Source organism: Haladaptatus sp. DYSN1, from assembly GCF_029489995.1.
In the GTDB taxonomy this organism is placed as follows: Archaea; Halobacteriota; Halobacteria; order Halobacteriales; family Halococcaceae; genus QDMS2.
The window spans coordinates 108,458-130,233 of record NZ_CP120470.1 but is presented as its reverse complement, the minus strand read 5'-3'; the positions used below and the strand labels follow the sequence as shown (position 1 = coordinate 130,233).

At 59.1% G+C, this 21,776-nt stretch carries 25 protein-coding genes and 1 tRNA gene; 16 read left to right on the top strand and 10 right to left on the bottom strand.

Annotation, left to right across the window (positions count from 1 at the left end; genetic code table 11):
* Positions 1–74 precede the first annotated feature (74 nt).
* The 3 genes from P0648_RS00690 to P0648_RS00680 all read left to right on the top strand — a co-directional run bounded on the left by P0648_RS00690 (position 75) and on the right by P0648_RS00680 (position 4,385).
* Positions 75–1,427 carry a TIGR00341 family protein gene (locus P0648_RS00690; RefSeq protein WP_277504882.1) on the top strand — a complete coding sequence of 451 codons (1,353 nt, stop codon included), beginning with the start codon at positions 75–77 and terminating at the stop codon, positions 1,425–1,427.
* A 378-nt stretch (positions 1,428–1,805) separates the two neighbouring features.
* Positions 1,806–2,642 carry an ion transporter gene (locus P0648_RS00685; protein ID WP_276274712.1) on the top strand — a complete coding sequence of 279 codons (837 nt, stop codon included), beginning with the start codon at positions 1,806–1,808 and terminating at the stop codon, positions 2,640–2,642.
* Positions 2,643–2,711: 69 nt separating this feature from the next.
* Positions 2,712–4,385 (top strand): MFS transporter, encoded by a 1,674-nt coding sequence (locus P0648_RS00680; protein WP_276274713.1) that lies wholly within the window; start codon positions 2,712–2,714, stop codon positions 4,383–4,385.
* Between the two features lie 503 nt (positions 4,386–4,888).
* On the opposite strand, the gene P0648_RS00675 is transcribed toward P0648_RS00680, so the two are convergent.
* Positions 4,889–5,371, bottom strand: a complete 483-nt coding sequence (locus P0648_RS00675) for a hypothetical protein (protein WP_277504879.1) — start codon at positions 5,369–5,371, stop codon at positions 4,889–4,891.
* 247 nt (positions 5,372–5,618) lie between these two features.
* Between P0648_RS00675 and P0648_RS00670 the strand changes: the two genes are divergently transcribed.
* The 3 genes from P0648_RS00670 (at position 5,619) to P0648_RS20525 (ending at position 7,491) form a co-directional block, all read left to right on the top strand.
* Positions 5,619–5,810, top strand: a complete 192-nt coding sequence (locus tag P0648_RS00670; protein WP_276274716.1) for a hypothetical protein — start codon at positions 5,619–5,621, stop codon at positions 5,808–5,810.
* Positions 5,811–6,028: 218 nt separating this feature from the next.
* Positions 6,029–6,310: a hypothetical protein gene (locus P0648_RS00665; RefSeq protein WP_276274717.1), complete on the top strand. Its 282-nt coding sequence runs from the start codon at positions 6,029–6,031 to the stop codon at positions 6,308–6,310.
* Positions 6,311–6,681: 371 nt separating this feature from the next.
* Positions 6,682–7,491 carry an HNH endonuclease gene (locus P0648_RS20525; RefSeq protein WP_369685663.1) on the top strand — a complete coding sequence of 270 codons (810 nt, stop codon included), beginning with the start codon at positions 6,682–6,684 and terminating at the stop codon, positions 7,489–7,491.
* A gap of 116 nt (positions 7,492–7,607) precedes the next feature.
* Here P0648_RS20525 and P0648_RS00655 read toward each other — a convergent pair.
* A tRNA-His gene (locus tag P0648_RS00655) sits at positions 7,608–7,680 on the bottom strand.
* 98 nt (positions 7,681–7,778) lie between these two features.
* Between P0648_RS00655 and P0648_RS00650 the strand changes: the two genes are divergently transcribed.
* Positions 7,779–8,234, top strand: a complete 456-nt coding sequence (locus P0648_RS00650; protein ID WP_276274718.1) for a DUF5814 domain-containing protein — start codon at positions 7,779–7,781, stop codon at positions 8,232–8,234.
* Between the two features lies 1 nt (position 8,235).
* On the opposite strand, the gene P0648_RS00645 is transcribed toward P0648_RS00650, so the two are convergent.
* The 3 genes from P0648_RS00645 to P0648_RS00635 form a co-directional block, all read right to left on the bottom strand.
* Positions 8,236–8,649 carry a ribbon-helix-helix protein, CopG family gene (locus P0648_RS00645; protein WP_276246176.1) on the bottom strand — a complete coding sequence of 138 codons (414 nt, stop codon included), beginning with the start codon at positions 8,647–8,649 and terminating at the stop codon, positions 8,236–8,238.
* A 161-nt stretch (positions 8,650–8,810) separates the two neighbouring features.
* Complete coding sequence (locus P0648_RS00640; RefSeq protein ID WP_276246177.1) at positions 8,811–9,332, bottom strand: hypothetical protein; 522 nt, start codon at positions 9,330–9,332, stop codon at positions 8,811–8,813.
* Between the two features lie 287 nt (positions 9,333–9,619).
* Positions 9,620–9,922, bottom strand: a complete 303-nt coding sequence (locus P0648_RS00635) for a hypothetical protein (RefSeq protein ID WP_277504874.1) — start codon at positions 9,920–9,922, stop codon at positions 9,620–9,622.
* A 74-nt stretch (positions 9,923–9,996) separates the two neighbouring features.
* On the opposite strand from P0648_RS00635, the gene P0648_RS00630 reads away from it, so the two are divergent.
* From P0648_RS00630 to P0648_RS00620, 3 genes are all read left to right on the top strand, one after another.
* Positions 9,997–10,590 (top strand): class I SAM-dependent methyltransferase, encoded by a 594-nt coding sequence (locus P0648_RS00630; protein WP_277504872.1) that lies wholly within the window; start codon positions 9,997–9,999, stop codon positions 10,588–10,590.
* A 346-nt stretch (positions 10,591–10,936) separates the two neighbouring features.
* Positions 10,937–11,875, top strand: a complete 939-nt coding sequence (locus P0648_RS00625) for a winged helix-turn-helix domain-containing protein (protein WP_276246180.1) — start codon at positions 10,937–10,939, stop codon at positions 11,873–11,875.
* Between the two features lie 430 nt (positions 11,876–12,305).
* On the top strand, positions 12,306–13,472 hold the full coding sequence (locus tag P0648_RS00620; RefSeq protein WP_276246181.1) for a pyridoxal phosphate-dependent aminotransferase: 1,167 nt from the start codon (positions 12,306–12,308) through the stop codon (positions 13,470–13,472).
* Positions 13,473–13,508: 36 nt separating this feature from the next.
* On the opposite strand, the gene P0648_RS00615 is transcribed toward P0648_RS00620, so the two are convergent.
* The 4 genes from P0648_RS00615 to P0648_RS00600 form a co-directional block, all read right to left on the bottom strand.
* Positions 13,509–13,904 carry a PIN domain-containing protein gene (locus tag P0648_RS00615; RefSeq protein ID WP_277504868.1) on the bottom strand — a complete coding sequence of 132 codons (396 nt, stop codon included), beginning with the start codon at positions 13,902–13,904 and terminating at the stop codon, positions 13,509–13,511.
* A 1-nt stretch (position 13,905) separates the two neighbouring features.
* Positions 13,906–14,136: an antitoxin VapB family protein gene (locus tag P0648_RS00610; RefSeq protein WP_276246183.1), complete on the bottom strand. Its 231-nt coding sequence runs from the start codon at positions 14,134–14,136 to the stop codon at positions 13,906–13,908.
* Between the two features lie 257 nt (positions 14,137–14,393).
* The gene (locus P0648_RS00605) at positions 14,394–14,987 is read right to left on the bottom strand and encodes an RPA family protein (RefSeq protein WP_276246184.1); all 594 of its coding nucleotides are present in this window, start codon (positions 14,985–14,987) and stop codon (positions 14,394–14,396) included.
* A 2-nt stretch (positions 14,988–14,989) separates the two neighbouring features.
* Positions 14,990–15,922 (bottom strand): replication factor A, encoded by a 933-nt coding sequence (locus P0648_RS00600; protein WP_276246185.1) that lies wholly within the window; start codon positions 15,920–15,922, stop codon positions 14,990–14,992.
* Positions 15,923–16,301: 379 nt separating this feature from the next.
* On the opposite strand from P0648_RS00600, the gene P0648_RS00595 reads away from it, so the two are divergent.
* Positions 16,302–17,138, top strand: a complete 837-nt coding sequence (locus tag P0648_RS00595; protein WP_277504867.1) for an alpha/beta fold hydrolase — start codon at positions 16,302–16,304, stop codon at positions 17,136–17,138.
* Between the two features lie 12 nt (positions 17,139–17,150).
* Here the strand turns inward: P0648_RS00595 and P0648_RS00590 are convergent, their stop codons facing one another.
* Positions 17,151–17,702: a GNAT family N-acetyltransferase gene (locus P0648_RS00590; RefSeq protein ID WP_276246187.1), complete on the bottom strand. Its 552-nt coding sequence runs from the start codon at positions 17,700–17,702 to the stop codon at positions 17,151–17,153.
* A 222-nt stretch (positions 17,703–17,924) separates the two neighbouring features.
* Between P0648_RS00590 and P0648_RS00585 the strand changes: the two genes are divergently transcribed.
* From P0648_RS00585 to P0648_RS00565, 5 genes are all read left to right on the top strand, one after another.
* The gene (locus tag P0648_RS00585; protein ID WP_276246188.1) at positions 17,925–18,077 is read left to right on the top strand and encodes a hypothetical protein; all 153 of its coding nucleotides are present in this window, start codon (positions 17,925–17,927) and stop codon (positions 18,075–18,077) included.
* 91 nt (positions 18,078–18,168) lie between these two features.
* On the top strand, positions 18,169–18,462 hold the full coding sequence (locus P0648_RS00580; protein ID WP_276246189.1) for a hypothetical protein: 294 nt from the start codon (positions 18,169–18,171) through the stop codon (positions 18,460–18,462).
* Between the two features lie 168 nt (positions 18,463–18,630).
* Positions 18,631–19,743: an acyltransferase gene (locus P0648_RS00575; RefSeq protein WP_276246190.1), complete on the top strand. Its 1,113-nt coding sequence runs from the start codon at positions 18,631–18,633 to the stop codon at positions 19,741–19,743.
* Positions 19,744–19,761: 18 nt separating this feature from the next.
* Positions 19,762–20,700 (top strand): hypothetical protein, encoded by a 939-nt coding sequence (locus P0648_RS00570; RefSeq protein ID WP_277504857.1) that lies wholly within the window; start codon positions 19,762–19,764, stop codon positions 20,698–20,700.
* A gap of 94 nt (positions 20,701–20,794) precedes the next feature.
* Positions 20,795–21,775, top strand: coding sequence for a mannose-1-phosphate guanylyltransferase (locus P0648_RS00565; RefSeq protein WP_277504855.1), 981 nt, complete (start codon positions 20,795–20,797; stop codon positions 21,773–21,775).
* The last annotated feature ends 1 nt before the right edge of the window (position 21,776 follow it).

The window sequence follows — 21,776 nt, the reverse complement described above, 5'->3', positions numbered from 1 at the left end:
TCCGTTGTAAGAGATGAGAACGTATCGTATCAGAATAATCGTAGTATTTCTCTATTCGATACGTCATAGAGTGCATGCGACTTGTTCAGGTGTTGATACCCGAGGGCAAACGAGAGAGCGTCCTCGGGGCTCTCGACGAACAGAGGATCGACTACGCGGTCTTCGATGAGGTCGGCCGTGGGGATTTCGAGGCGATGGTACAGTTCCCGGTTCCGCCCAGTGGCGTCGAGACGGTGATGGAGGAGTTGACGACCGCAGGTATCCGGGACGACAGCTACACCATCATCCTTCCCACCGAGACAGTGGTCTCACAGCGGCTCTCGGCGCTACAAGATCGGTTCCCTGGGCTCAGAATCTCTCGGGACGAACTGTCTGCTCGCGCGGAAGAGCTCGCACCGGCGAACTCGACGTTCTTCAGCTTCTTGTTACTTAGCACCATCATCGCCGCGACAGGGCTTCTCCTCGACTCTGCGGCGACCATCATCGGCGCCATGGTTGTCGCTCCCCTGATGGGGCCAGCAGTCTCCGCGTCGGTCGGGACGATACTGGCCGACCAACGGATGGCGTCTCGCGGAATCGTCCTGCAGGTCACAGGTCTCACGGCGGCGATCGCGACGGCTGCGATACTCGGTGTGTTACTCCAGCAGACCATCCTCATTCCGCCGGGCCTCGATATCCAGGCAATTCCACAGGTCGCAGAACGCACGAGTCCGAATGTCCTGTCACTCTTTCTCGCTCTGGGGTCGGGAATCGCGGGCGCCATTAGCATTATGCGCGGGTCGGGAGGGACCCTCGTTGGAGTCGCCATCGCCGTCGCGCTCGTTCCACCAGCGGCTACCGCCGGACTGGGTCTCGCGTTCGGACTTCCGGGCGTCGCCGTCGCTGGCACGGTTCTGGTCGTTGTTAATCTCCTCGCAATCAACCTCTCGGCGTTGATCCTGTTCTATCTGTCGGGATTCAAACCCCAGGACGCCGACGACCGGGAAGGGATCAGAGCGTCTGTCGCCTCCCGAATCGCCGTCATCGGTGTGGCAATCGCCGTTCTTTCTATCGTCCTCGCCGGTGTGACCTACGCGTCGTTTCAGACAGCCTCGTTCGAACAGCAGACACAGATGGAACTCGAACGACAGTTCGAAGAGGCGAACATCGAGGGTGTCGAACTCGTCAGCGTTACCGTGGATTACAGACCTGTAGACCTGCTTCTCGGCAACCAACCGCATGTCGACGTGCTGGTCGGAATCCCGCGGGACCTGCAAGCGCCACCCAATCTCGCACAACAATTCGACGACCAGCTGACCGACCAACTGGGTCGCCACGTCGTCGTCAGAGTCGGATTCGTCGAAGCACAAATCTCCGATGGGACGGTATCGCAATCCGCCATCGACCGAATCGGTCTCGACCGACCCACGGTGAGGGACCATGTGTGAGAGAGACGAAGGGCGACCGAGGGCGGTGGCGTCATCGTTGACTACGAACTCATCGAGAAGGCGGCGCCGAACGACGAGACATGGTTCCAGGGGCTCGTCACAACCGCACCGAAACGGGAGGCCACGATCCCATCGCGTACCATCGTCAGCCCGTCGCGTGAACTGAACGCGGAAGTCTCATCCGACACCGACCGGGGAACCGTATGAAGGGCTGAATCGGTCGCTCGAAGCCCTCTCGACCCACAACGCGCCGAATTCGACCCGACGTCGACGTTGACCGGCGTCCTCGGTCCCGACAGGACGGCTGCGTTAGATTCCAACGGCTGAACGGCTCACGCGGGAGGTAACGCCATATGACTCGGGAGACATGTGTGCAGCATGGTACAGCTGTCCAGAGACCAGGTGTGGACGGTGGTCGACCCCGACCCCGAGAACCGATTGGGTGCGCGATTCGATCTGATCGTGTTCGCCCTGGCGTCGATGAACGTCATCGCCGTCGTTCTCTCGACCGTCGAGTCACTTGGTGACCGGTACTCGAGCTTCTTCGCGGCCTTACTCGTCGGCTCTATCGTCCTGTTCACTGGCTTGTACGTCATCCGACTCTGGGCCGCGGGCTCTGCTCCCCACGGCAATGTGCGGAGCCCTCGATTCGCATTCGTCCGCGACCCCATCGCAGTCGTCGATTTATTCGTAATCGCGACGTTTTGGATCGGCTTCCTCTTCGAGATTTCCCTGCTCGAGTCAGGACTGTTTCGGGTCTTGTGGTTGGCCCGCGTGCTCAACCTCTCCTGGTTTAGGCACTCGCGACGACGGTTCAAACGGGTGCTTGACGCACAGCGGGCCGACCTCATCGTCGCGTTCAGTGGAGCCGGGATGTTCGTCCTCGTCTCCTCGACGCTCATGTACTTCGTCGAAGGGAGCGTCCAGCCGGACGCGTTCTCGTCGATTCCGGATACGCTCTGGTGGGGGGTTGTGACGCTCACAACAGTCGGATACGGCGACGTCGTGCCGGTGACGCCGCTCGGCCGGCTCCTCGGTGCTGCGACCATGCTCGGTGGGGTCGCCTTCTTCACTCTCCCCTCGAGTATCCTGGCGGCGGGGTTTTTCGCAGACCGGGCAGGCGAACAGACACCGATGCCGGGAACACCTGGAGCCACGTGGTGTCCACACTGTGGACGACCACTCGACTCGGGAGCCCCACACCGCCGACGCTGAACCAGTGGATAGCCGGACGCTGTCTGTGCGCAGAGAGGTTTATCGAGCGAGAGGTTGTATCGCACGTGCATGGAATCCGACGCGAGCACTCCCACTCTCGAAGCGGACGCACAGGTGGCGAATTCGTCGGGAGGGTTGGCGTACTGGGGGCCAGCGATCGCGGTGAGTCTCGCGATGTTCATCGGCGTCATCGATTCGACGTTGATGAACGTCGCGATTCCGTCGATCGTGGTCGACCTCGAGACGACCGTCACAGTCGTGCAAGGCGCGATCTCGTTCTACGCGATGGTCATGGCGGCGTTGATCCTTCCCGGTGGCAAACTGTCGTCGATGTACGGGGTTCGACGGCTGATGACGGCGACGCTCATCGTCTACGCGGTCGGGACGACGCTGGCAGCGGTGAGTTGGAACATCATCGTCCTCTACATCGGGTGGTCGGTCATCGAGGGTGCCGCAGCCGCCGTCTTACTCCCGCTGACGTTCACGGTCCTCCTCGTCAGCTACGAGGGCGTAGACCGGGCGAAGGCCCTCGGAATTCTCGCCGGGGTGAACGCGGCTGGGGCCGCGTTCGGGCCACTGCTGGGCGGGGCGGTCACGACGTTTGCAAGTTGGCGGTGGGGGTTCGGTATCGAGGTGCTGATCGTCCTCGTCGCACTCTTTTTCGTCCGGTATCTCCCCGCTGAACCCGTCACCACCACTCGTTCGAAGTTAGACGTCGGTGGGGCGCTCCTCTCTATCGTCGGGACGACGGCCCTCGTCGCGGGTGTGCTACTGGCCGGCCGATACGGCTGGCTGGCGGCTCGTCGACCGTTCGTCATTGGGGTCTGGCAACTCGACCTGTTCGGGGCATCTCCCACCGTCTGGCTCATCGGCCTGGGACTCGTCGTCTTCGCGGTTTTCGTCCAGTACGAGCGTCGAATCGAGCGGGACGGTGGGTCACCGCTGGTTCCGGTTCGGCTCTTGGCGAACGGCCCGTTCACTGCAGGTGTGGTCACGAACGCCGTTCGGTCCCTGGTCCTCGCCGGATTCATCTTCATCATCCCCGTCTTCCTCCAGTCCGGCGCCGGATACACCGCGTTCGAGACGGGGGTCGCGATGCTCCCGTTCTCGGTCGCGACGTTCGTCGCGTCGATCTTTACGACCGACTGGCGACGGTTCGTCCCGCCGAAACTGCTCATTCAGGGTGGCATCGTCCTCATGGGGCTCGGCACGCTCTCGCTCGTGTCCCAGACGTCCCTCGACACGACGGTGGTGCAACTCGTCGTACCGATGGTACTGGTCGGACTCGGTCTCGGCCTCGTGATGGCACAACTCATCGACATGACGCTTTCTGCGGTCGAGACGGCCGATTCGGCGGCGGCCTCGGGACTGTTGAACGCGACGATGATGCTGGGCTACGCGTTCGGGACCGCGATTGTGGGCACGTACTTGTTGAGACAGTTCTACGGAGGCGTCGTTACTGGTGTGCTGACCGCCGTCGATGCAGACGTACCGTTCGGTGACCGGGCGACACTCGTGGTGGCGCTCGAAGACGCCGTCGAGACGGCAACGAAAGAGACACAGCGCGAGTTCCTCGCCAGTCTCTCTCCCGCACAACAGGAGCTGCTGGCCAGCGTGTTCGACACCGCGATCGTGCAAGCCCAGCGAGCGACCTTGTTGCTTCTCACGCTCCTTGTGCTTCTCGTGTTGCTCGCGTCGACGCTGCTCCCGGCCGGTGAAGACGAGACAGACGTCGACTCGTGAACTCGACATGGCAGTTTAGGCGGCGCTCAGGACGTTTCGACCGACGGCGTCGACGCAGCTACAGGCGACGCGTGTGTCCCGAAGTCGGGGGGGTCTCCTCCATCCAGTACTAGACGAACGGTCCGTTCGAAAAAGCCGGACCAGCGGCGAATTCACCGACGTCGAACGCCCACCGAGGTCCACCCCCAGGGATTTCGTCGTGTCGGTCCTCTTCTGTTCGTGTGGCTCGTTCGGTCGGCGTCGCCGAGCCTCCTCGTGTTTGGCTGTCGCGCGACTCCATCGTCGACGCCGTCGGTGTCGTCTGTCTGGGTTGGTCGAAACAGTCCGTCAGAACGGTACCGACGTCTTAACTATCCGCCTCACGTCTCAAAACGGTTCGCTACCTTGCTGAGTATAGAGCGTATATTCAGCACGACCGTAGAAATATCCTCAGTTGCTGTCAGGAGCGTCGTGCAAGACTTAGAGGATGTATGCAGCAGATGGACAACCACCTGTAAGTGATGTCACCGCGTCCGCTGCCGAACCGCGAAACCGAGCAGGCCGCCAACGGCGCCGAAGAGGCTCAGCAGGAGGCCGAGGCCCACACCGAAGACGAGCGGCCCAACGAGCATCCGCAGCTGTCCAGCCAGCCCGGTTGGCGGCTGCACGAACTCGGCACCAGCCACGGCGAGGAGTCCGACGGCGAGCCCAAGTACGAACCCTGCAGCGAACCCCGACGCCCCGCCGTTCACGCCACTTCGTCGCCGCGTACCTGCCGTCAGGAAGCCGGCGGCAGCGCCACCGACCAGCCACGGGAGGACTTGGAAGACTTGAAACAGCAGCAAGAGGACGATGGGGGCAATCGGGTTCCCGTCAACCGGCAGCCAGCCGAAACCAATGGACACGATTGGCAGCCAAATGACCAACAGCAGCCCGAATTCGACGGCGACTCCGACGAGCACCGCTCGGAGTCTGAGGCTTTCATGGAGCCGTCTGAGTCGTTCCATCGTCAACCATCTTATGATTAATCTCCCGACATGATAAATCTCTCACACCGACGACGACGGCTACTGGCCAGTGACCGACTCGCGCGCTGAGTTCAGCACGGGCCGTTCGAACTACTCGAGGTGTGTCATGAACGTCGTGACCGACTCAGGGGTCGTATGCAGCAAGCGTGGGTTCTCACAACTCGGTGGCGTTGGGGCTCTACAGTCCGTAATAGTCACTATTAGTGATGGTAAATAATCATGTGTGATGGAGTACGACGTGCATCGCTTCCCGATCGATATGGAACGATATCGAGAGCAGTTGAAAGACTACCTGAATACGCTTGACGGGGAGGTCGTGTCAATACTCCCAAACATCCAGAAGACGGGTCTCCTCCAGATAATTGGGGTCAGTAAGAAGCTAATTTTCCTCCTGATAGTCGAAAAACGGGGCTCGTGAGGACTCTCAGCACGTGATATAAGAGTGATAACTTGATACAATACTTCGATGTAGTATGAACGATCGCGCTACCTGCCGACCACGACTCGCTCGGTAACCCCTGTTCTCTCATCATTCTGCACTCGGCATACGACTCATGGCAGCGGAGTCCGGTGTAGACGGTTTTTGGTAGTGAGACACACAGTCACGTATTTTCTGCCATCGAGCCTACTCTACATATGGACGTTGAATCGTCTCCGCAGGCGTACCCAGAAGGAGTAGGGTTCGCCATCGGATTCCTGCTCGGCGCCGTCTTTGGAGGAGTCGCGTGGATTATGTCCCACAACGTCGTCATCGGCGTAATCCTGTTCGCTGCTACGGGCACGGCGCTGGGAGTCGTCATTGAACAAACCATCAACACGCGTCCGCTCACCCCGCGTGAACGGCAAATCGCACTGGCGAGTGTCCTACTCGGTCTCGTCTTGCTCGTACTCGTGTATGTGGGTGTCGTGGGGGTGTGATGGCCGTGTCGTCCCATCTGGCCTGCTGGCCACTCCAGAAGGACCGCATATTCGGTGGCCGGTGTCTCTCATCCAGTTATCGAACTGACTGCTGCTGAATATGCGCGCTGCATTCAGCACGACTCAACAACGAATCCGCATCTGCGGATTCAAACAGGGCCGCTCACCTCACCAGTTACGTTGAGATTTGATTTGCGAGTTGGGGAGCCTTCGTCTGAAGACTTCATACAGCAATGCGAGACGCCAATTTTTCACGCGCCTGCAAGGGGTGCAGGCGCGTTTTGTCGGGCCTGCTGATTCCAAATGGATGAAACAAACGTCGAAGCAACCATAGTACCAACTACGAACAACCACCCACGGAGACGGTCACAATGACGGACACCCCGTGTCCTACCTGTGGTCGTGTGTTCTCCAGCTCTCGGGGCATGAAAGTCCATCACGCCAGAACCCACGGCGAGGAACTCCCCAATTACACGTGTGCTCACTGCGATGCCAAGTTCTACTCCCCTCACGAGAAGGCATACTGCTCCAGTGAATGCCACGACGATGCTGTCTCGTTTGCAGGCGAGAAGAATCCGAATTACAAAGGCGGGAAGTCCACCGCAACGTGCCAACTCTGCGAAGCGGAGTTCGAATACTATCCGTCGATGAAGAAGGGATTGTACTGTCCTGATTGTGTAGAAAACAGCTCGTGGCAATCGACGCCTGCACTGAACGGTTCTGCAAATCCTCGATGGACTGGTGGAATGAAAACTGTCGCCTGTGACGTTTGTGGAGAACTTGTTGAGCGGTATCCAAGCAACATCGGCGAGACAGTGCTGTGCAGCGAGGAGTGTAGACACCAATGGCTCTCAGACGCCTTTCGCGGTGAAGGACATCCCAATTGGAACGGCGGCTCGATTGGGAACTACGGCACTGGGTGGAACCGAGTTCGAAAACAGGCCCTCAAACGCGACGGGTATGAGTGCAAACACTGTGGTACGGACACGGATGACCTCGGCAGAAATCCTGATGTTCACCACATCGTCCCTGTACGGTGGTTTGTCGAATCTGAGAAGCACTCTAGAACTGACGCTCATACCCTCCAAAACGTCATATCACTGTGTCCGTCATGCCATCGCAAGGCTGAATTTGGGCATATTTCGCGGGAAAACCTCCGCTCACTCCAAGGTAATGTCTGAAAGTTGAACTAATATCTGTCAGCTATTCTTTTCTGGTCATTTCGCGGTTGGCAGTGAGAAAATCGCAACACAGCATACGCTTCTCCTCTCCTGAGTTAATGTCAAAAAGTTGAAGGGTCCAGGTGCGAGAATCGAACCCGCGTCTCAGCCTCCACAAGGCTGAAGGATAGTCCACTACCCCAACCCGGACACGCATCTCCTTCTAATTCTGGTTTGCTAAAATACGTTACGACTCCGGACGGACTCCGTGTGGCTTTTGGCCTCCAGTCACCTATGCCCGACTACGCGTGGCCATCACGGACAAAATCTATCTGAAGAACCACCGCCAGATTGCCTCCCAACTGGGAACGAACATCCCAAAGAGCGCGTTTAGCGGCGCGACCCTCGACATTCTCTTCCAGGGCGAGGGGCTGATGAAACTCGACGATGCGACCCAGGAGCGCGTCCTTGACTTCGCCGAAGACTTTCTGGATTGTGGCTGTGAGACGAATCCGTACTGTGGGCATCCTGAGCGCAAGTTCATCTCGTATTTACTCGAACTGCGGGCGCAGGGACTTGGCCCGGATTCTATCGTGGACGTGATGGGTGACGATTACATGCTGTACGCCTATGCGGGCGATATCCTCTCGTTTCTGGATGACTCAGTTCGCACCCTCGAAGCAGCCGAGGAACTCGCGGGGGTCGAGAACAACCGGGAGATGGAAGAAAAATTGAGTCAGGCAAAGCGCGACTTATCGCGTTGAGTTAGCTCAGGTGAAACGTCTCTTCGTGGTCAATGTCTTCGTCTAAGTCGTCGAGCAAGATGACTTCTTCTTCGTCGTCTACGTCTTCGAGCGTTTGGCGGAGTTGGGTGACGTAGCGTTTGTACTCCTCTAACTGCTCGCGGAGGTGGTCGTTTTCGAGTTCGAGGCGTTCGTGTTCGCGGATGAAGCTCTTTGGCACTTCGACGCGCGGGGGGAAGCTCTTTTTGTCGCTGTCTTCGCTCGGGATTTCGTGTTCGGGGACGACGCGCACCTGGCCGTCGTGGGCGACGAGCGTCTGGACGTAGTCGCGGAACACCGCGGACAGCGAGATGTCGCGCTCTTCGGCTATCTCCCGCAGGGTCTCGAAGGCGTCTTCGTTGACGCGAAACGAGATGGTTTTGTTCTTGTTGCCCATTGGAGGTAGGTGTTCGTCCAGGCTATTTAATCGTTCGTCAGACACTCACACGATATGAAAGATTGAAATCGGCAGTTGGGAACCCTCCTATCTGTACGGTCCGTGGTCTGGGTAGTATCGTACGCGCTGGAGCCAGTCGTTCGTGATCCTCACAGAAACCGTCAGTGTTCAATTCGAATGTCGTGCTGGGTCGTGATGAGCGTCCCGTCTGGCTTCGATTGGAGGAACAACCGGTAGCTCCCCGGCGTTGGAAACGTTGTCTTGAATTCGACGCGCCCGCTGTCGGAGTCCGTCGTTTCAGGGTGGACGTGGAGATAGGCAAGGTCGCCTTCGCGGAGCGCAACGAGATGGCCGCGCGCTCCCAGATATTGCTCTAACCGCGACACGGGTTCGCCGTCACGTCCAATCTCGAATACCAAGTCGACCGACGTACCAGCCAGAACCGCACTCACTTGGAGTTCGACGTCGTATCCTGTAGCCGTATCACGGTACGATGTTTCTGGCCGTGGGGCTACGTCCATCTGGCCCGACGCAAAGAGGTCGAATCCGAGTGTGGTTGGATTCCCATCGACAACGAGGTCGACGAATGCCCGGTATACTCCTGGGTCAGGGAGTGTGAATGCCTCGACACGCCACGTCCCATCGTCGCCGAGTGCGGGATGGAGGTGCTGAAATCGAGTCAAGTCTCGCCGAACGACGATCAGATGGGCGCGCTGTCCATGCGACTCGTCGAATTCGGTAACGACCTTTCCGGTTGCCGTAACGATTTGGAACTGCCAGTCTCGGGGTGTATTGGGGGTGAAGCGAGTGTCTGTGGGTACAAAACGGAAGCCAGCGTCAGCCACTGTTAACCCACCCAACGTCGCATGACTTTGAGGGCCATAGCCCTGTGGCAACCCGTGTCGACTGTGATTGGCGTGGTTTCCCATACCTTAGTACTTGTTTGCCCGACGATTTACCGATTGCTCCGTCACCCCTCTGCCGTCTGGTGGAGTCCGAACGCGTATTCCATGCTGAACAGAACGACCGCCATCGTGAGCGCCTGAACGAGGATGAACGCGGAACGCAATAGGGATCCGGCGATAAGAACTCCGACGCCGCCTGCCAATCCCAAGAAGGCGGCGTATTTCCCCTGAGGCAACCCCTGCAACCACGCATCGCTGCGGTTGTAGAGCCGTTTCACCGTGGTCATGTTCGAAATAGATAACTCACCGACAAATTTGCTTCGAACGGTAGCGTCGTCGGTGGTTGTCTCGCATTCAGTGCTGAACACAGCGCTGGTCGGTCGAATGTGTCAATCATAATTCTTGAGACCCTTATCCACCAGCACGACTTAGTCGCTGTACAATGGCCGACACAGAAGGCGAGTCTCACGGCTACACCCCGATGGACTACGATGCGGACAGCGAGGCAGACGAAGTGTACCAGCGGTGTCTGTCGTATCTTTTCGCACACGCGCCCATCGAGCCGGACGACGTGGTGCTCGACATCGGGACGGGGACCGGCATCGTCGCGCTCGAACTCGCGTTGAAGTGTGGCCACGTGCTCGGGCGAGACATCTTCGACGAGTGGCTCCAGTACGCTCGTGAAAAGGCTGCACAGCGCGGCGTCGAGAACGTCTCGTTCGACCACGGGTCGTTCCGAGAACCGAACGTCGAGGAACCGGTGGACGTCGTCGTCGCCAGCTACGCCCTCTACATGGCCTACGACGAAGGGGGCGAGAACGAATTACGCGCCGCCATCGACGGGCTCGCGTCGTTGAATCCACGGTGTATAGCGGTCGCCGACAAGATGCGTTTCGGGCCGGTAGAGTCCTCGAGCGAGTATGAGACGCTGCCACGGATGGGAACCGTCGCAAATTGCCTCGTGGATGCAGGGTTTACGCTCACTGATGTTGAAATCATCACTGAGTCAGTCGGTGTTCTCATCGCCACCCGATAGCACTCACTAGCAGTTTTCTATCGAAAGCTCAGCCGTATGGAGGAGTTGAAATCTGAGCGAATCGCATTCTATCAGTGTGTGCAGAATGCACTCTCAATATCTCGCATGCTGCGTCTGCCAGTATCTGAACAGCGTCCAGCGTTCGTTCTGAATAGAGGGCGCTTTTTCAGCAAACGCGAACCTCGGTTCACTCCTCGATTCATTTGGACGGACAGATAACTCGGCGCATGCATAGCTGTCTTACTCCGCGATCAGGAGAACGACGACTCGAAGACCTCCACGAATATTAATCATCTTTCATGTCGTAGAACCTTCGAAGCGAGTCCCCATCAGTCTACTAATCCAGATGACCACAGAAGATGCAGCAGACCAGCGGAGCGCCGAAACGGGTGAATCAGCGGCTGACCCACGCACACTCTCCCCCGATGTAGCGTTCAAGACCATCGGGAACGAAACCCGTCTGGCCATCCTCGACACGCTCTGGGGACCAAAGGGAACGAGAGCGTGGACGTTCACGGACCTCCGGAAAGCCGTCGGGATGCGTGACGGCTCGCAGTTCCACTTCCACCTCAAGAAACTGGTAGATGGTGGGTTCGTCGAGAAGGACGACGGGCAGTACATCCTTCGGCAGGCGGGAGCGAGAGTCATCTGTACCGTGCGGACAGGCTACCTGACCGAGCACCCCGAAATCGACGCGTTCGAGACGACCGGGGAGTGTTACGCGTGTGGCTCGCCGCTCGAGGCACAGTACACCGACGAGATGTTCTTCGTCGCGTGTTCCGCGTGCGAGCGACTCCACGCCCGGATGTGGTTCCCGCCAAACGGGCTGGTCGGACGCACGCCCGAGGAGGCGTTACTGGCCGCCGAACACTCGGTACGAGCAGACATCGACCTCGCGGTCGCGGGGATGTGCCCAGTCTGTAACGGCACGAACGAGCGGACCGTCTCGAGGGACATCTCCGAGGTGCCCATCCAGTCGCCGGTCCTTGACCCAGAACGAGCCGGGATGGTCAGAGCTTGGTACATCTGTCCGCACTGTAATGCCTGGGTCACCGCTTCCCCGGGCGATTCGGTTATCGACCATCCCGCGATCGTCGCGCTCTACGACGACCACGGAATCGACATCCGGGCCTGCCCGCGCTGGGAACTGCCTTGGACTATCGACCCGTCGGCCCTCGATGTCGTTTCGGCGGACCCGCTTTCGGTCCGACTCACAGTCGGTATCGGAGGAGATGGACTGGTTCTGACGCTCGACGAAGCGTTCGAGGTCGTTTCAGTGGGGTGAGGATCGATATATTGTGAGCGAGTGTCGGCTCCCGATGCGACGCGAGCGTCTTGAGTGCTGTCCCATCAGTCTGTCCGCGTGGATAAGGTAACTCACAGAGATACGTGACCGACGTGGGCTATATAGTCAGTATCACTCTTGTTACAACTTCTTTCATTGACAGATCTTACAGCAATAACTACGCCACACAATTCAAACGGAATCTGAACAAGTCGCATACCACAGCCCGATACTGCGTATCCCCTCTATCCCCAGCACGCTGCGTCTGCTAGCATCGGGAGGTGCTTCTTCGACTGTACTAACCCCGAGTTCCAAGTCGGTCACTGGCCAGCCGCCAGAAACGCGAAGGCGAACGGAAAACAGGGAAGCTTCGCAGCCACGGGTTGATGGTACCCGAATAGCCAAGAGACTGGTTCACACAGTACGACTCATGACCGACCGTGCCGTGTCGAATCGAGTCGCACAGATTGCGCCCCAACAGATTCGTCGGCTGTTCGACCTGGCAAGCGAACACGACGCTGACGATTTGGTCCACCTCGAAGTCGGCGAACCGGATTTTCACACGCCGGCGCACGTGGTCGACGCGGCGGTGACAGCGGCGCGCGAGGGACGGACGAACTACACGCCAAACGCCGGTATCGAGGCGCTCAGGCAGGCAATCGCCGATAGACTCCGCGGTCGCGACGTCGACGCGGACCCAGAGCGCGTGGTCGTGACTACCGGCGGCGTGGAGGCACTCTACCTCACACTATTGACCGTCACCGACCCTGGTGACGAAGTCGTCGTGCCCACGCCAGCGTGGCCGAACCCCCTCTCACAGACGCGGTTAGCGAACGCCGTTCCGGTCGAGGTGCCACTGCCTGCCGACGACGGCTTCGCGTTCGACGCAGACCGAATCGTTGACGCCATCACCGACCGAACCGGTGCCGTCGTCCTGACCTCGCCGTCGAACCCGACCGGTCGGGTCTTCGACGTTTCGGCGATGGAGCGTGTCGTCGAGGCGGCCGTCGACCACGATGCCTACGTCATCGCCGACGAGGTGTATCACGAACTCACATATGGGCGGTCTCAGCCGAGTCTCGCGGCCGTCACGGAGCATCCAGAGCGGGTCGTGACCATCGACTCTTGCTCGAAGACGTACGCGATGACGGGGTGGCGCGTCGGGTGGCTGAGCGGTCCCGAACCCGTGACCGCGGCCGCGACGAAGATCCACGAGAGTACCACCTCGTGTGTGAACACGCCCGCGCAGTATGCTGCGCTTGCCGCACTCACCGGTCCTGTTGGCCCGGTTCGTGAGATGAAGGCGGCTTTCGAACGGCGGCGCGACGCGGTCGTCGAGCGAATTGCCGACCTTCCCGGCGTCTCGATGACGCCACCCGAAGGCGCGTTCTACGCGTTCGTCAACGTGAGCGCGCTTTCGGGGTCGAGCCTCGAGGTCGCAGAGCGCCTGCTCTTCGAGTACGACGTGGTCGCTGCGCCGGGAAGCGCATTTGGCGACGCCGGAGAGGGATATCTCCGCTTCAGTTTCGCGAACGACTTAGAACGCATCGAACGCGGCCTCGACCGCTTCGAGCAGATGGTGAAGACAGAGACCTGAGTCATCCCGCGAATCAAGGGACTCGCTGTAGGCGTGTCAGTAGGTTTCGACCTCAAGGCCCGAAATCCGCTCGAAGTGGTCGAGGTTTTTCGTCAATACTGGCTCTTCATGGACGAGCCCTGTCGCACCAATGAGTTCGTCGCCCGGGTCGTTCAATGGCTTGCCCTGGCGAGCGAGTTCACCTGCAATTCGTCCGGCTTTCCGCGCGATGGCAGGCGTCACCTGGTATACTTCCTTTGTGCCGAGAATCGCATCGACCTTATCGCGTTCGGCCTGTGGACGGTCGACGTAGCCAATGCCCCAGTACAGCTCATAGAGCGTCATCACGGAGAGGCGTTCTGGAATCTGTTGGTCTTGTAGTGTAGCGGCTTTCTCGAGAGCGGCTGCATCCTCTCGTCCGACGTCTTCCAGAAACGACGTATCCAGAATCACGTCACTCGCGCTCCGCACGGTGTTGCGGGGAATACTCGTCGTAGGCTCGGCTTCGGGCCGCCCGGATCTCTTCGATTTCCGTATCGGTAAACAGTCCGGCAAGGTCGCTAATCGGCCGCTCGCTGGCCAACCGCGCGACCGCTTCAGAGAAGGTCTCGCCCTCGCGCTTGCGCCGCTCCAGTGCGTGGTAGGCGTCCTTCGTCAGGCGGACGTTCTTGTAGTCCGTGCTCATGTGTATACACATGTATACATAGTGGATATAATTATCGGCCACCGCTCAGATTACAGAGATTCAAGGAGAAAGCCCACGACTTCAGTCGTGTGAAGGATGTCAAAGGTCATCACCACTTATTCTGGGCAGCATGCAAAGACTGCAACAGGTTCACTAACTGCACGAAGGAGTAGCTTTCTGGATGGCAACAACCCGATCGCTTCGCGTCTACGAGTGAGATTGGCTTCGAAAAAAGCGTCGGCGTCTATCAGAGCCGCTTACGCGGCGTCGGCTTCGACCGCTTCGCTCTCGTCTAAGCTTTCGAGTGCGGTGAGCACTTCCTGCTTGTAGCGCTCTACGGGCAGGTCGTACTGCTCTTTGGCCATGCGCGCGTACTCGTTGGTCTCGTCGTCGAACGCTTCGATGCGGTCCATCGTGCGCTCTGCGGTTTCGACGACCCAGCGGTCGCGCGTCTCGGCGGAGACGACGGAGATGGACTCCGGTCGGATGGAGACGTTGATGGAGCCGTCGTCCGTCTCGTAGGTGCGTGGCTTGCCTGCGATTGCAACGTACGCCGGGGCTTCGACGTCGCGGAGGACGCTCGCGGCTTCCGGCTGGTACTGGCCAGCGTAGACGAAAAACGTCCCCGTCGGGTCGACGACGCGGCCGCGCCAGTACTCGCTGTCCTCACCGACGTCTTCTTTCTCGGTGAGCGTGCCGACGACGAACACGCGGTTTGCGCGTTCGCCCGTCGGGAGCAGCAGGTAGACCGGGGCGCGTTCGTCGTCCGATTCTTTGAACGTGTAGCCTGCGTCGTTGAACTCGCGGGCGAAAACCCGTCGAGCGACTTCTCGGGTGGGTGCGGAACTCATGGTTACATCGACCTCGCTTTGATGAGGACTGCTTCGGCATCGACCGGGCCGGTCAGTTCTTCGAAACTGTTCGCCAGGACGTAGCGTCCGAGCGTCGGGCCACTGATGCGGTAGTAGCGCCCGAGGACTTTCTCGCGCATCTCGTCTGCGACGATGGTCGTGTCGAGTGCGTCCATGGCCATCTCCTTTGCCTTCTCCAAGGTAATCCCGGTGAGTTCCTCGGTGGCTTCCTTGTTGAAGATGGTCTCGTGGACGTTCACGCCGTCGTCGACGACGCCCTTGATGCGGAGGTCGAACTCGCCTTCGACCTCACCGTGTTCTGAACACCGTCCGTTCTGGAGGACGCGCGTGCAGTCCTCCTCCGGACAGCGCTTGATGAGTCCGCTGCCGCTCTGGATGTCCACCAGTGCGCCTTCGATTTCGGCTTCGTTGTCGCCGACTTCCAAGTCCTCGTCGAGTTCCTCGATGCCGGTCGTCCGGTTGAGCTTGACCGAGAATCGGCCCTGGTACTCGTCGGTGACGACGTTCGAGAAGCGGTAGACCTTCCCTTCTTCGAGTTCGGGGAGGTCCGATTTCGCCCACTTCGTGAACTTGATCGTGCCGGTCGGGTCACCGAGCAGGCCGACCTGCCCGATGGATTCGTGGCCGGGTTCCCAGAGGTCGACGACCTTTGCGGTCAGGTCGAGCCACTGCTCTGGCTCGTCTACGTCCGCGATTTCCATCTCCTGGTTGCCGCCTGCGCCACGGAGGTCTTCGCGCTCCATGCCGGCTTCGTCCAGGTAGTGGCTCGTGACGCTGCGACGGGCCTCGTCTACGGGGACCTTGTATTCGTTTACGAGTTTCTCGAGACGCTCTGCTACGTCTTCGACGGTCAACTCGAGTTTGTCTGAAAACTGCTCGTGTATCTCTACTGCGTGCTGGTGCACATCTGTCATTGGGTTTCACTGTCTCCGCCTGTTTTCAATGGGAGACATACGACGGTTGGTTCCCGATAGTATAAAAGGTTAGGTGAGCGGGCTGAAAGTGATTCCCTCGTGCGATTCCGTTTCGCGGGCTAACGCTTAAGACTCGGCTTGGAAGGAGGGGACGTCCTCACTTTTTCAAATATGACAGAATATTGAAATCGTGAACTACCCGTGCGAGACTCAGTGGAGATATCGCAAATCAACTTCGCTCGTTCCGAGCGATTTGCGTTGAACCGGCCGACCTGGAGTTCTCTATTTCATCGACAACATTCCGTTCAGCCCGTGTATATTCGCCATCAGACAACACTATGTGGGTATCTAGCATAGACACACTGGGGTGAGAAGTCACATGGCTTCAACAACAAAGCCTGACGAAGAGAGGGAGATAGCGACGGTGACGTCCGCAGATGGGACGAAAATTGCGTACGAGCGGTCGGGAACGGGGCCGCCGCTCGTCCTGGTCCACGGGGCGATGTTCGACCGTTCGATATGGGAACTTGGCGACGTCCGCGCACTGCTCGCGGAACACGCGACGGTCTACGCACTGGATCGACGAAATCACGGTGACAGCGAGTCTTCTGACGATTTTAGCCCAGCGGCACAGTTTGCCGATGTGGTCGCGGTCGTAGAGTCGATCGACGAGCCAGTCCACTTGCTTGGTCATTCTTCGGGAGCCAACTATGCGTTGTGGGCGGCCCCGCAAATCGACAATTTGCGGAGCCTAATCCTGCACGAACCAGCCGCCCCACCCGACGAGGGTGGTGGAGACGCCCTCAAAGAGACGATGGCATCGATGGTGGGGTTGTTAGACAGTGGACAGAACGAACAAGCCCTCGCAATGATCGTCGGCGAGTTCGCTCAATTTGCGCCGGCTGAACTTGACGTACTTCGCTCGTCATCAGTATGGGACGCACACGTTGACAGATTCCCGCAAACTCTCCTGCCGGAGTTGGAAGGTGCCAGAGAGTACGAGTGGTGGAATCTCGCACCGTTCGAAGACCTCTCCACGCCAACGTTACTGCTCGTCGGGAGTGAGAGCGGCCACAAAGGGATGGCCGAGCGACTCCACGAAACGATGCCGAACAGTCGACTCGCCACCTTCGAGGGATACGGACACGCGGCGCATCTCGTCACTCCAGACCGCTACACCGACCAGGTATTATCCTTCATCCGCGAAGTAAACTAAGCGATAATTTTTCTACAACCCCTGTGAGGCGTTCGAATCCCACTCGGAAGCGAGCAGTCCGTAGAGCACCTGGTCGACCCACTCGCCGCCGGTGAATTCGGACCTGCGTTTCGTTCCCTCGTGGGTGAAGCCGAGCTTTTCGACGACCCGCCGAGAGCCCTCGTTCGGGGCCTCGATCCAGGCGTCGATGCGATGGAGGCCGAGTTCTTCGAAGCCGATTCCGATGATGGCTTCTGCGGCCTCAGTGGCGTAGCCCTTCCCCCAGTGGTCGGGGGCAATCCAGTAGCCGAGATTGCCGAGTTTGTTCCGGTCGTTAAAGGGCATGAGTCCCGCGTGCCCAACGCGTTCGTCACCGTCCCAGAGGACGAGCGAGACGACGTCGTCGCCGGTATGGAACTCTTCGTAGGAGTCCTCTTGTTCCATCTCGGAGTACGGCGTCCGGAAGATGCTGATGTACTGGCGGATTTTCGGGTGGTTCAGGTGTGCGTTGAGGAACGCCTCGTCGTCGCGGGTGACTGGTCGGAGGTCGAGGCGTTCGGTCTGTAGATACGGTGTTCGTGACATACTGGTGGTTGTGACTCGGTCTGAAAATCGGTGCGTGCGCAGACGGGATTCAGCCAACGCGGGCGTCGAACGTGAATCCGGTCAGAAACAGGTGGAAACGAGCATCGGGTACCTGTTTGAGACCTTTCGGAGCAGACGCAAAAACGTTATCCCTGTGAAGAACAGCGGTTCTGGGCACCTGAAGACCTATTAGCATCGAAGCAAGATGCAGGTTCACTGCCCATGTTCCCCGTGATTGACATCATTCCCCCCTCGGCCCTCAAGTTCCTGGTCATCATTGCGGTCGCCATCTTCGCGTTCCTGCTCGCGTACATCGTTACTGGCGGGTCGTCGAAAATGGACGATTGGTCCTTCTCCGGGGGGCGATGGCGATGAGACGAAGAGCATCGCTCGAAACCGGGAGCAAGCCCACGGGACATGTTCCCCGTCCCGTGACGCTTTGTATCTCCGTGCCCAACCACCCTGCATGAGTAACCGGCGGCGCATCGAACGTCTCATCCGCCAGCAGTTTCGCAAGGCGGGCCGTCAGATGGGGCGGGCACGTCACGAGTATCGCGAAGGGCGAGGGGAGCGGTCGCGCACGCCGGACGCCCCGGAGACCGACGGCGGCCGCGAGATGAACATCGTCTGTCGCCGGTACGCAGAGCGCCGTACTGTCAGCCTCGACGCCCAGCAACATCCCCACTGCTTCGACGCCGAAAGCGTAGACTGTCAGGGCTGTCTCGAAGACATTCGCGAAGGTATCATCGAAACGTGGTAAACTGCCTCGATCGCTCTTCACTGCGGTATGCTATCTGGTAGCACTCTGCCGATTCTCGTGTGAATCTGGGTCGCGACTATTATTGCGACATAGCTGATAATTCACCGCCGGAAATCGTGCGTCTTTTGAAGCGGAGTGTGTGAGATTTCACTAGATCTTCTTTCCACCATGAGAAAACGCCTTCACAGCATCGACACACTGCGAGCCCTCGCGATTTTCTTCATCACTCTCGCACACCTCCAGCCGTTCCGTGACTTTGCCACGCACGGGAATCTCCTCTTTTTCGCCCTCGATACCATCGGCCAGTTCGACGTCCCCTTCTTTTTCGTCACCTCGGGCTACTTCCTGGCGGCGAAGGTGAACACCCACAGCGTCACAGCCACCATCAAGGGCACCGGCCAGAAACTCGGCTCCATCTTCGTGTTCGGCAAACTCGTCTCTGTCGCGACGGCCGCACTGGTCGCCGTCATCGCCGGCACATCCGTGATGAGTGAACTCACGCACAGTCTCTTCAACCTCTCTCCGCTCTCCCTGTTGTACTACGGTAACGCCCAGACCGTCCCCCTCTGGTTCCTACCGGCGCTGTTTTTCTCCATCGCCTTCGTCTCCGTGTTCGTCAAATTCGACAACACCCGCTATCTACTGCCAGTCGCGGCGCTCTTTCACGTCGTCGGCATCGTCGCGATGAACTTCGAGATGCTCATAGAGATTCCGTTCCCCACGCGCGATGCCCTCTTCTTTGGCTTTTTCTACGTCGCACTCGGCTACACGATTCGCTCGTCGGACTGGAACCCGGACGAGAATCGCAGTCACCTGTATCTCGGCGCGGTCGTGCTCCTCTTGGGCGTGCAACTCGCCGAACAGTACGCGATTGGCTACCTCATCCACGACAACGTGCTCGCGCAGACGGTGTACACGACTGAGTATACCATCTCCACGATATTCCTCGTCCTCGCACTCTTCGCGTACGCGCTCTCGAATCCGGGCTGGGGAAAGAACACGATTCTGCCGAAGGTGGGTCGACACGCCCTCGGCATCTACCTCCTTCACGTGCCCGTCTTCTTCCTCATCCACGCGACCAAGAGGTACTGGATTCCGGTCATCGGATTCGACCTCCCATCGACGTTGGTCTGGCAGGTGACCATTACACCGCTCGTGTACGTGCTTTCACTGGGGAGCTATCTCCTCATGGCGCGAATCGGCGTCATCGAACTCGAGGGCAGCCACATTCCGTGGCTCGGTCAGCTGCGGGCTCGCGGTTGGATTCCAGCGCGGGAGTGAAAGCCTAATTCCGTTTCTGTGAGTCGACAGAAAGCATTTATAAATAGACAGAAACGATTTGACATGAACTCCGCTGCGAGAGGGTCTACACCGGCGAATACGAAGAGCCGGCGGTGGGTGCTATTCGCCACAGCGACCATCCCATTTGTCTCGAGTGGTTGTGCGCTGGACCCATACAACGACAGCAGTCTCTCGCTTCACTTCGAACCGGTCACGGACTCGAACCTCGGTGACGAATTTCTCTACACAACCGCTGACTGGTCTGAACTACAGCAGGAACTCGTGAACGAAGGTGTCCCGAATGGCACCACAACCTCCGGTCACCGACCGTTCCGGACTGGTGATTTCATCGAAGTGGACGGGACGTACTACGAAATCTCTGTCACAGAGAACGGAAGGACACCAGTCAAAACGCCGCTACTCGTAGCGACACCCGTAGAAGAACCAGACGGGAATGTCGGTGATTTTGGAACCCTTTCGGACACAGACGTGGAGACGCTTCGGTGTGCCCTCTCAACCGCAAGGGAGGGTGAAAAAACACGTCCATGCCCAATTTTCGGTGGTGAGAGCAGTAGCTTCCTCCCAAAACCTGCATTCGAATTCATCGAACACGGGTCGAGGTATTACCGCCTCTCTGTCGAGACGAAAGAAGTCCCTCTCGAAGCGTACGAGTACGAGTTCACCGCTATCGCGGAAACCCAGACCGAGTTTGCTGAATTCGCCGCTCGTGAACTCATCGCGGTGGATTTCGATGCAATGGACCTCTCGGAAAAGCAGCGAAAAATCCTCCGGACTGGAACCGAAACGGGCGTTTACGAAGAGTCGCCGCCGCCCTATACTGACGCCTTAACTGAACTCGTGGAGGTGTTCGAAGACAGTGCGGATGCTCACCGAGATTACATTCGATTCGAGGGTGCTTATTACCTCATGTGGACAATGTCGGTCCACGACGACTAATCGGTAGCAAACTCGTACACGTTGGGGCGATATGGTTCCGCTTGAAAGCAGCGTCGCCGATACTATTTTTCGCCCCACGCTCCCACATCTACCCATGGACCTGCCCCTCGTCGCTCTCGTCCTCGCCGGCGGCACCGGCACCCGACTCTATCCTGCGAGCCGCAGCCACCGCCCGAAGCAGTTTCTCGACTTCGGCGACGGCTCGCTGCTCGCCCAGACCGTAGACCGCCTCGGCTTCGCAGACGAAATCTACGTCCTCACCCGCGAAGATTTTGCAGACGAAATCCACGACCACGCTCCCGAAGCCGCCGTCCTCACCGAACCCGAACCCAAAGACACCGGCCCCGCGCTCGTCTACGCCGCCGCCCGTATCCGCGAGCAGGTGGGTGACTGCGTCCTCTTTTGCGTCCCGAGCGACCACCACATCACCGGCGACTTCGCGGAGACGGCACAGCGGGCCGCCCGCGTCGCCGTAGAGACGGAGAATCTCGTCACCGTCGGTATCCGCCCGACCCGCCCCGCGACTGGCTACGGCTACATCGAACCCGGTACTGACCACGGCGACTACGCCGACGTGGCTTCTTTCCACGAAAAACCGGACGCCGAAACAGCCTCCGAGTACGTCGAACGGGGATTCCTCTGGAACGCCGGGATGTTCGCGTGGACGCCCGACGCGCTCCTTCGGGAGGCAGGAGAGACGCCCCTCGCACCCCTCGTCGAAAACCCAGACGATTTCGATGCCGTCGAACCGGTGAGCATCGACTACGCCGTCCTCGAACGCACCGGGCGGGCGAGCGTCGTACCCGCGACGTTCGAGTGGGACGACCTCGGCGCGTGGGACGCCCTCGCCCGAATCCTCGACGCTGATGAGGCTGGCAACGCCGTCCTCGGCGACGCTGAACTCGTCGAGACGACGAACTCGCTCGTGGTCACGGACGACGCTCACGTCAGCGTCGTCGGGGTCTCAGACCTCGTGGTGGTCGCCTACGACGACCGCGTGCTCGTCGTGCCCATGGAGAAGGCTCAGCGAGTGCGCGAAATCGTCTCCCGGCTCAAGGCCGACGGCCGGTTCTGAA

Excerpts from the sequence above, each read along its gene's own strand:
- P0648_RS00690 (WP_277504882.1), top strand. The coding sequence starts at position 75 with ATGCGACTTGTTCAGGTGTTGATACCCGAGGGCAAACGAGAGAGCGTC.
- P0648_RS00685 (WP_276274712.1), top strand. The coding sequence starts at position 1,806 with ATGGTACAGCTGTCCAGAGACCAGGTGTGGACGGTGGTCGACCCCGAC.
- P0648_RS00680 (WP_276274713.1), top strand. The coding sequence starts at position 2,712 with ATGGAATCCGACGCGAGCACTCCCACTCTCGAAGCGGACGCACAGGTG.
- P0648_RS00675 (WP_277504879.1), bottom strand. The coding sequence starts at position 5,371 with ATGGAACGACTCAGACGGCTCCATGAAAGCCTCAGACTCCGAGCGGTG.
- P0648_RS00670 (WP_276274716.1), top strand. The coding sequence starts at position 5,619 with ATGGAGTACGACGTGCATCGCTTCCCGATCGATATGGAACGATATCGA.
- P0648_RS00665 (WP_276274717.1), top strand. The coding sequence starts at position 6,029 with ATGGACGTTGAATCGTCTCCGCAGGCGTACCCAGAAGGAGTAGGGTTC.
- P0648_RS20525 (WP_369685663.1), top strand. The coding sequence starts at position 6,682 with ATGACGGACACCCCGTGTCCTACCTGTGGTCGTGTGTTCTCCAGCTCT.
- P0648_RS00645 (WP_276246176.1), bottom strand. The coding sequence starts at position 8,649 with ATGGGCAACAAGAACAAAACCATCTCGTTTCGCGTCAACGAAGACGCC.
- P0648_RS00630 (WP_277504872.1), top strand. The coding sequence starts at position 9,997 with ATGGCCGACACAGAAGGCGAGTCTCACGGCTACACCCCGATGGACTAC.
- P0648_RS00625 (WP_276246180.1), top strand. The coding sequence starts at position 10,937 with ATGACCACAGAAGATGCAGCAGACCAGCGGAGCGCCGAAACGGGTGAA.
- P0648_RS00620 (WP_276246181.1), top strand. The coding sequence starts at position 12,306 with ATGACCGACCGTGCCGTGTCGAATCGAGTCGCACAGATTGCGCCCCAA.
- P0648_RS00610 (WP_276246183.1), bottom strand. The coding sequence starts at position 14,136 with ATGAGCACGGACTACAAGAACGTCCGCCTGACGAAGGACGCCTACCAC.
- P0648_RS00605 (WP_276246184.1), bottom strand. The coding sequence starts at position 14,987 with ATGAGTTCCGCACCCACCCGAGAAGTCGCTCGACGGGTTTTCGCCCGC.
- P0648_RS00600 (WP_276246185.1), bottom strand. The coding sequence starts at position 15,922 with ATGACAGATGTGCACCAGCACGCAGTAGAGATACACGAGCAGTTTTCA.
- P0648_RS00595 (WP_277504867.1), top strand. The coding sequence starts at position 16,302 with ATGGCTTCAACAACAAAGCCTGACGAAGAGAGGGAGATAGCGACGGTG.
- P0648_RS00590 (WP_276246187.1), bottom strand. The coding sequence starts at position 17,702 with ATGTCACGAACACCGTATCTACAGACCGAACGCCTCGACCTCCGACCA.
- P0648_RS00585 (WP_276246188.1), top strand. The coding sequence starts at position 17,925 with ATGTTCCCCGTGATTGACATCATTCCCCCCTCGGCCCTCAAGTTCCTG.
- P0648_RS00580 (WP_276246189.1), top strand. The coding sequence starts at position 18,169 with ATGAGTAACCGGCGGCGCATCGAACGTCTCATCCGCCAGCAGTTTCGC.
- P0648_RS00575 (WP_276246190.1), top strand. The coding sequence starts at position 18,631 with ATGAGAAAACGCCTTCACAGCATCGACACACTGCGAGCCCTCGCGATT.
- P0648_RS00565 (WP_277504855.1), top strand. The coding sequence starts at position 20,795 with ATGGACCTGCCCCTCGTCGCTCTCGTCCTCGCCGGCGGCACCGGCACC.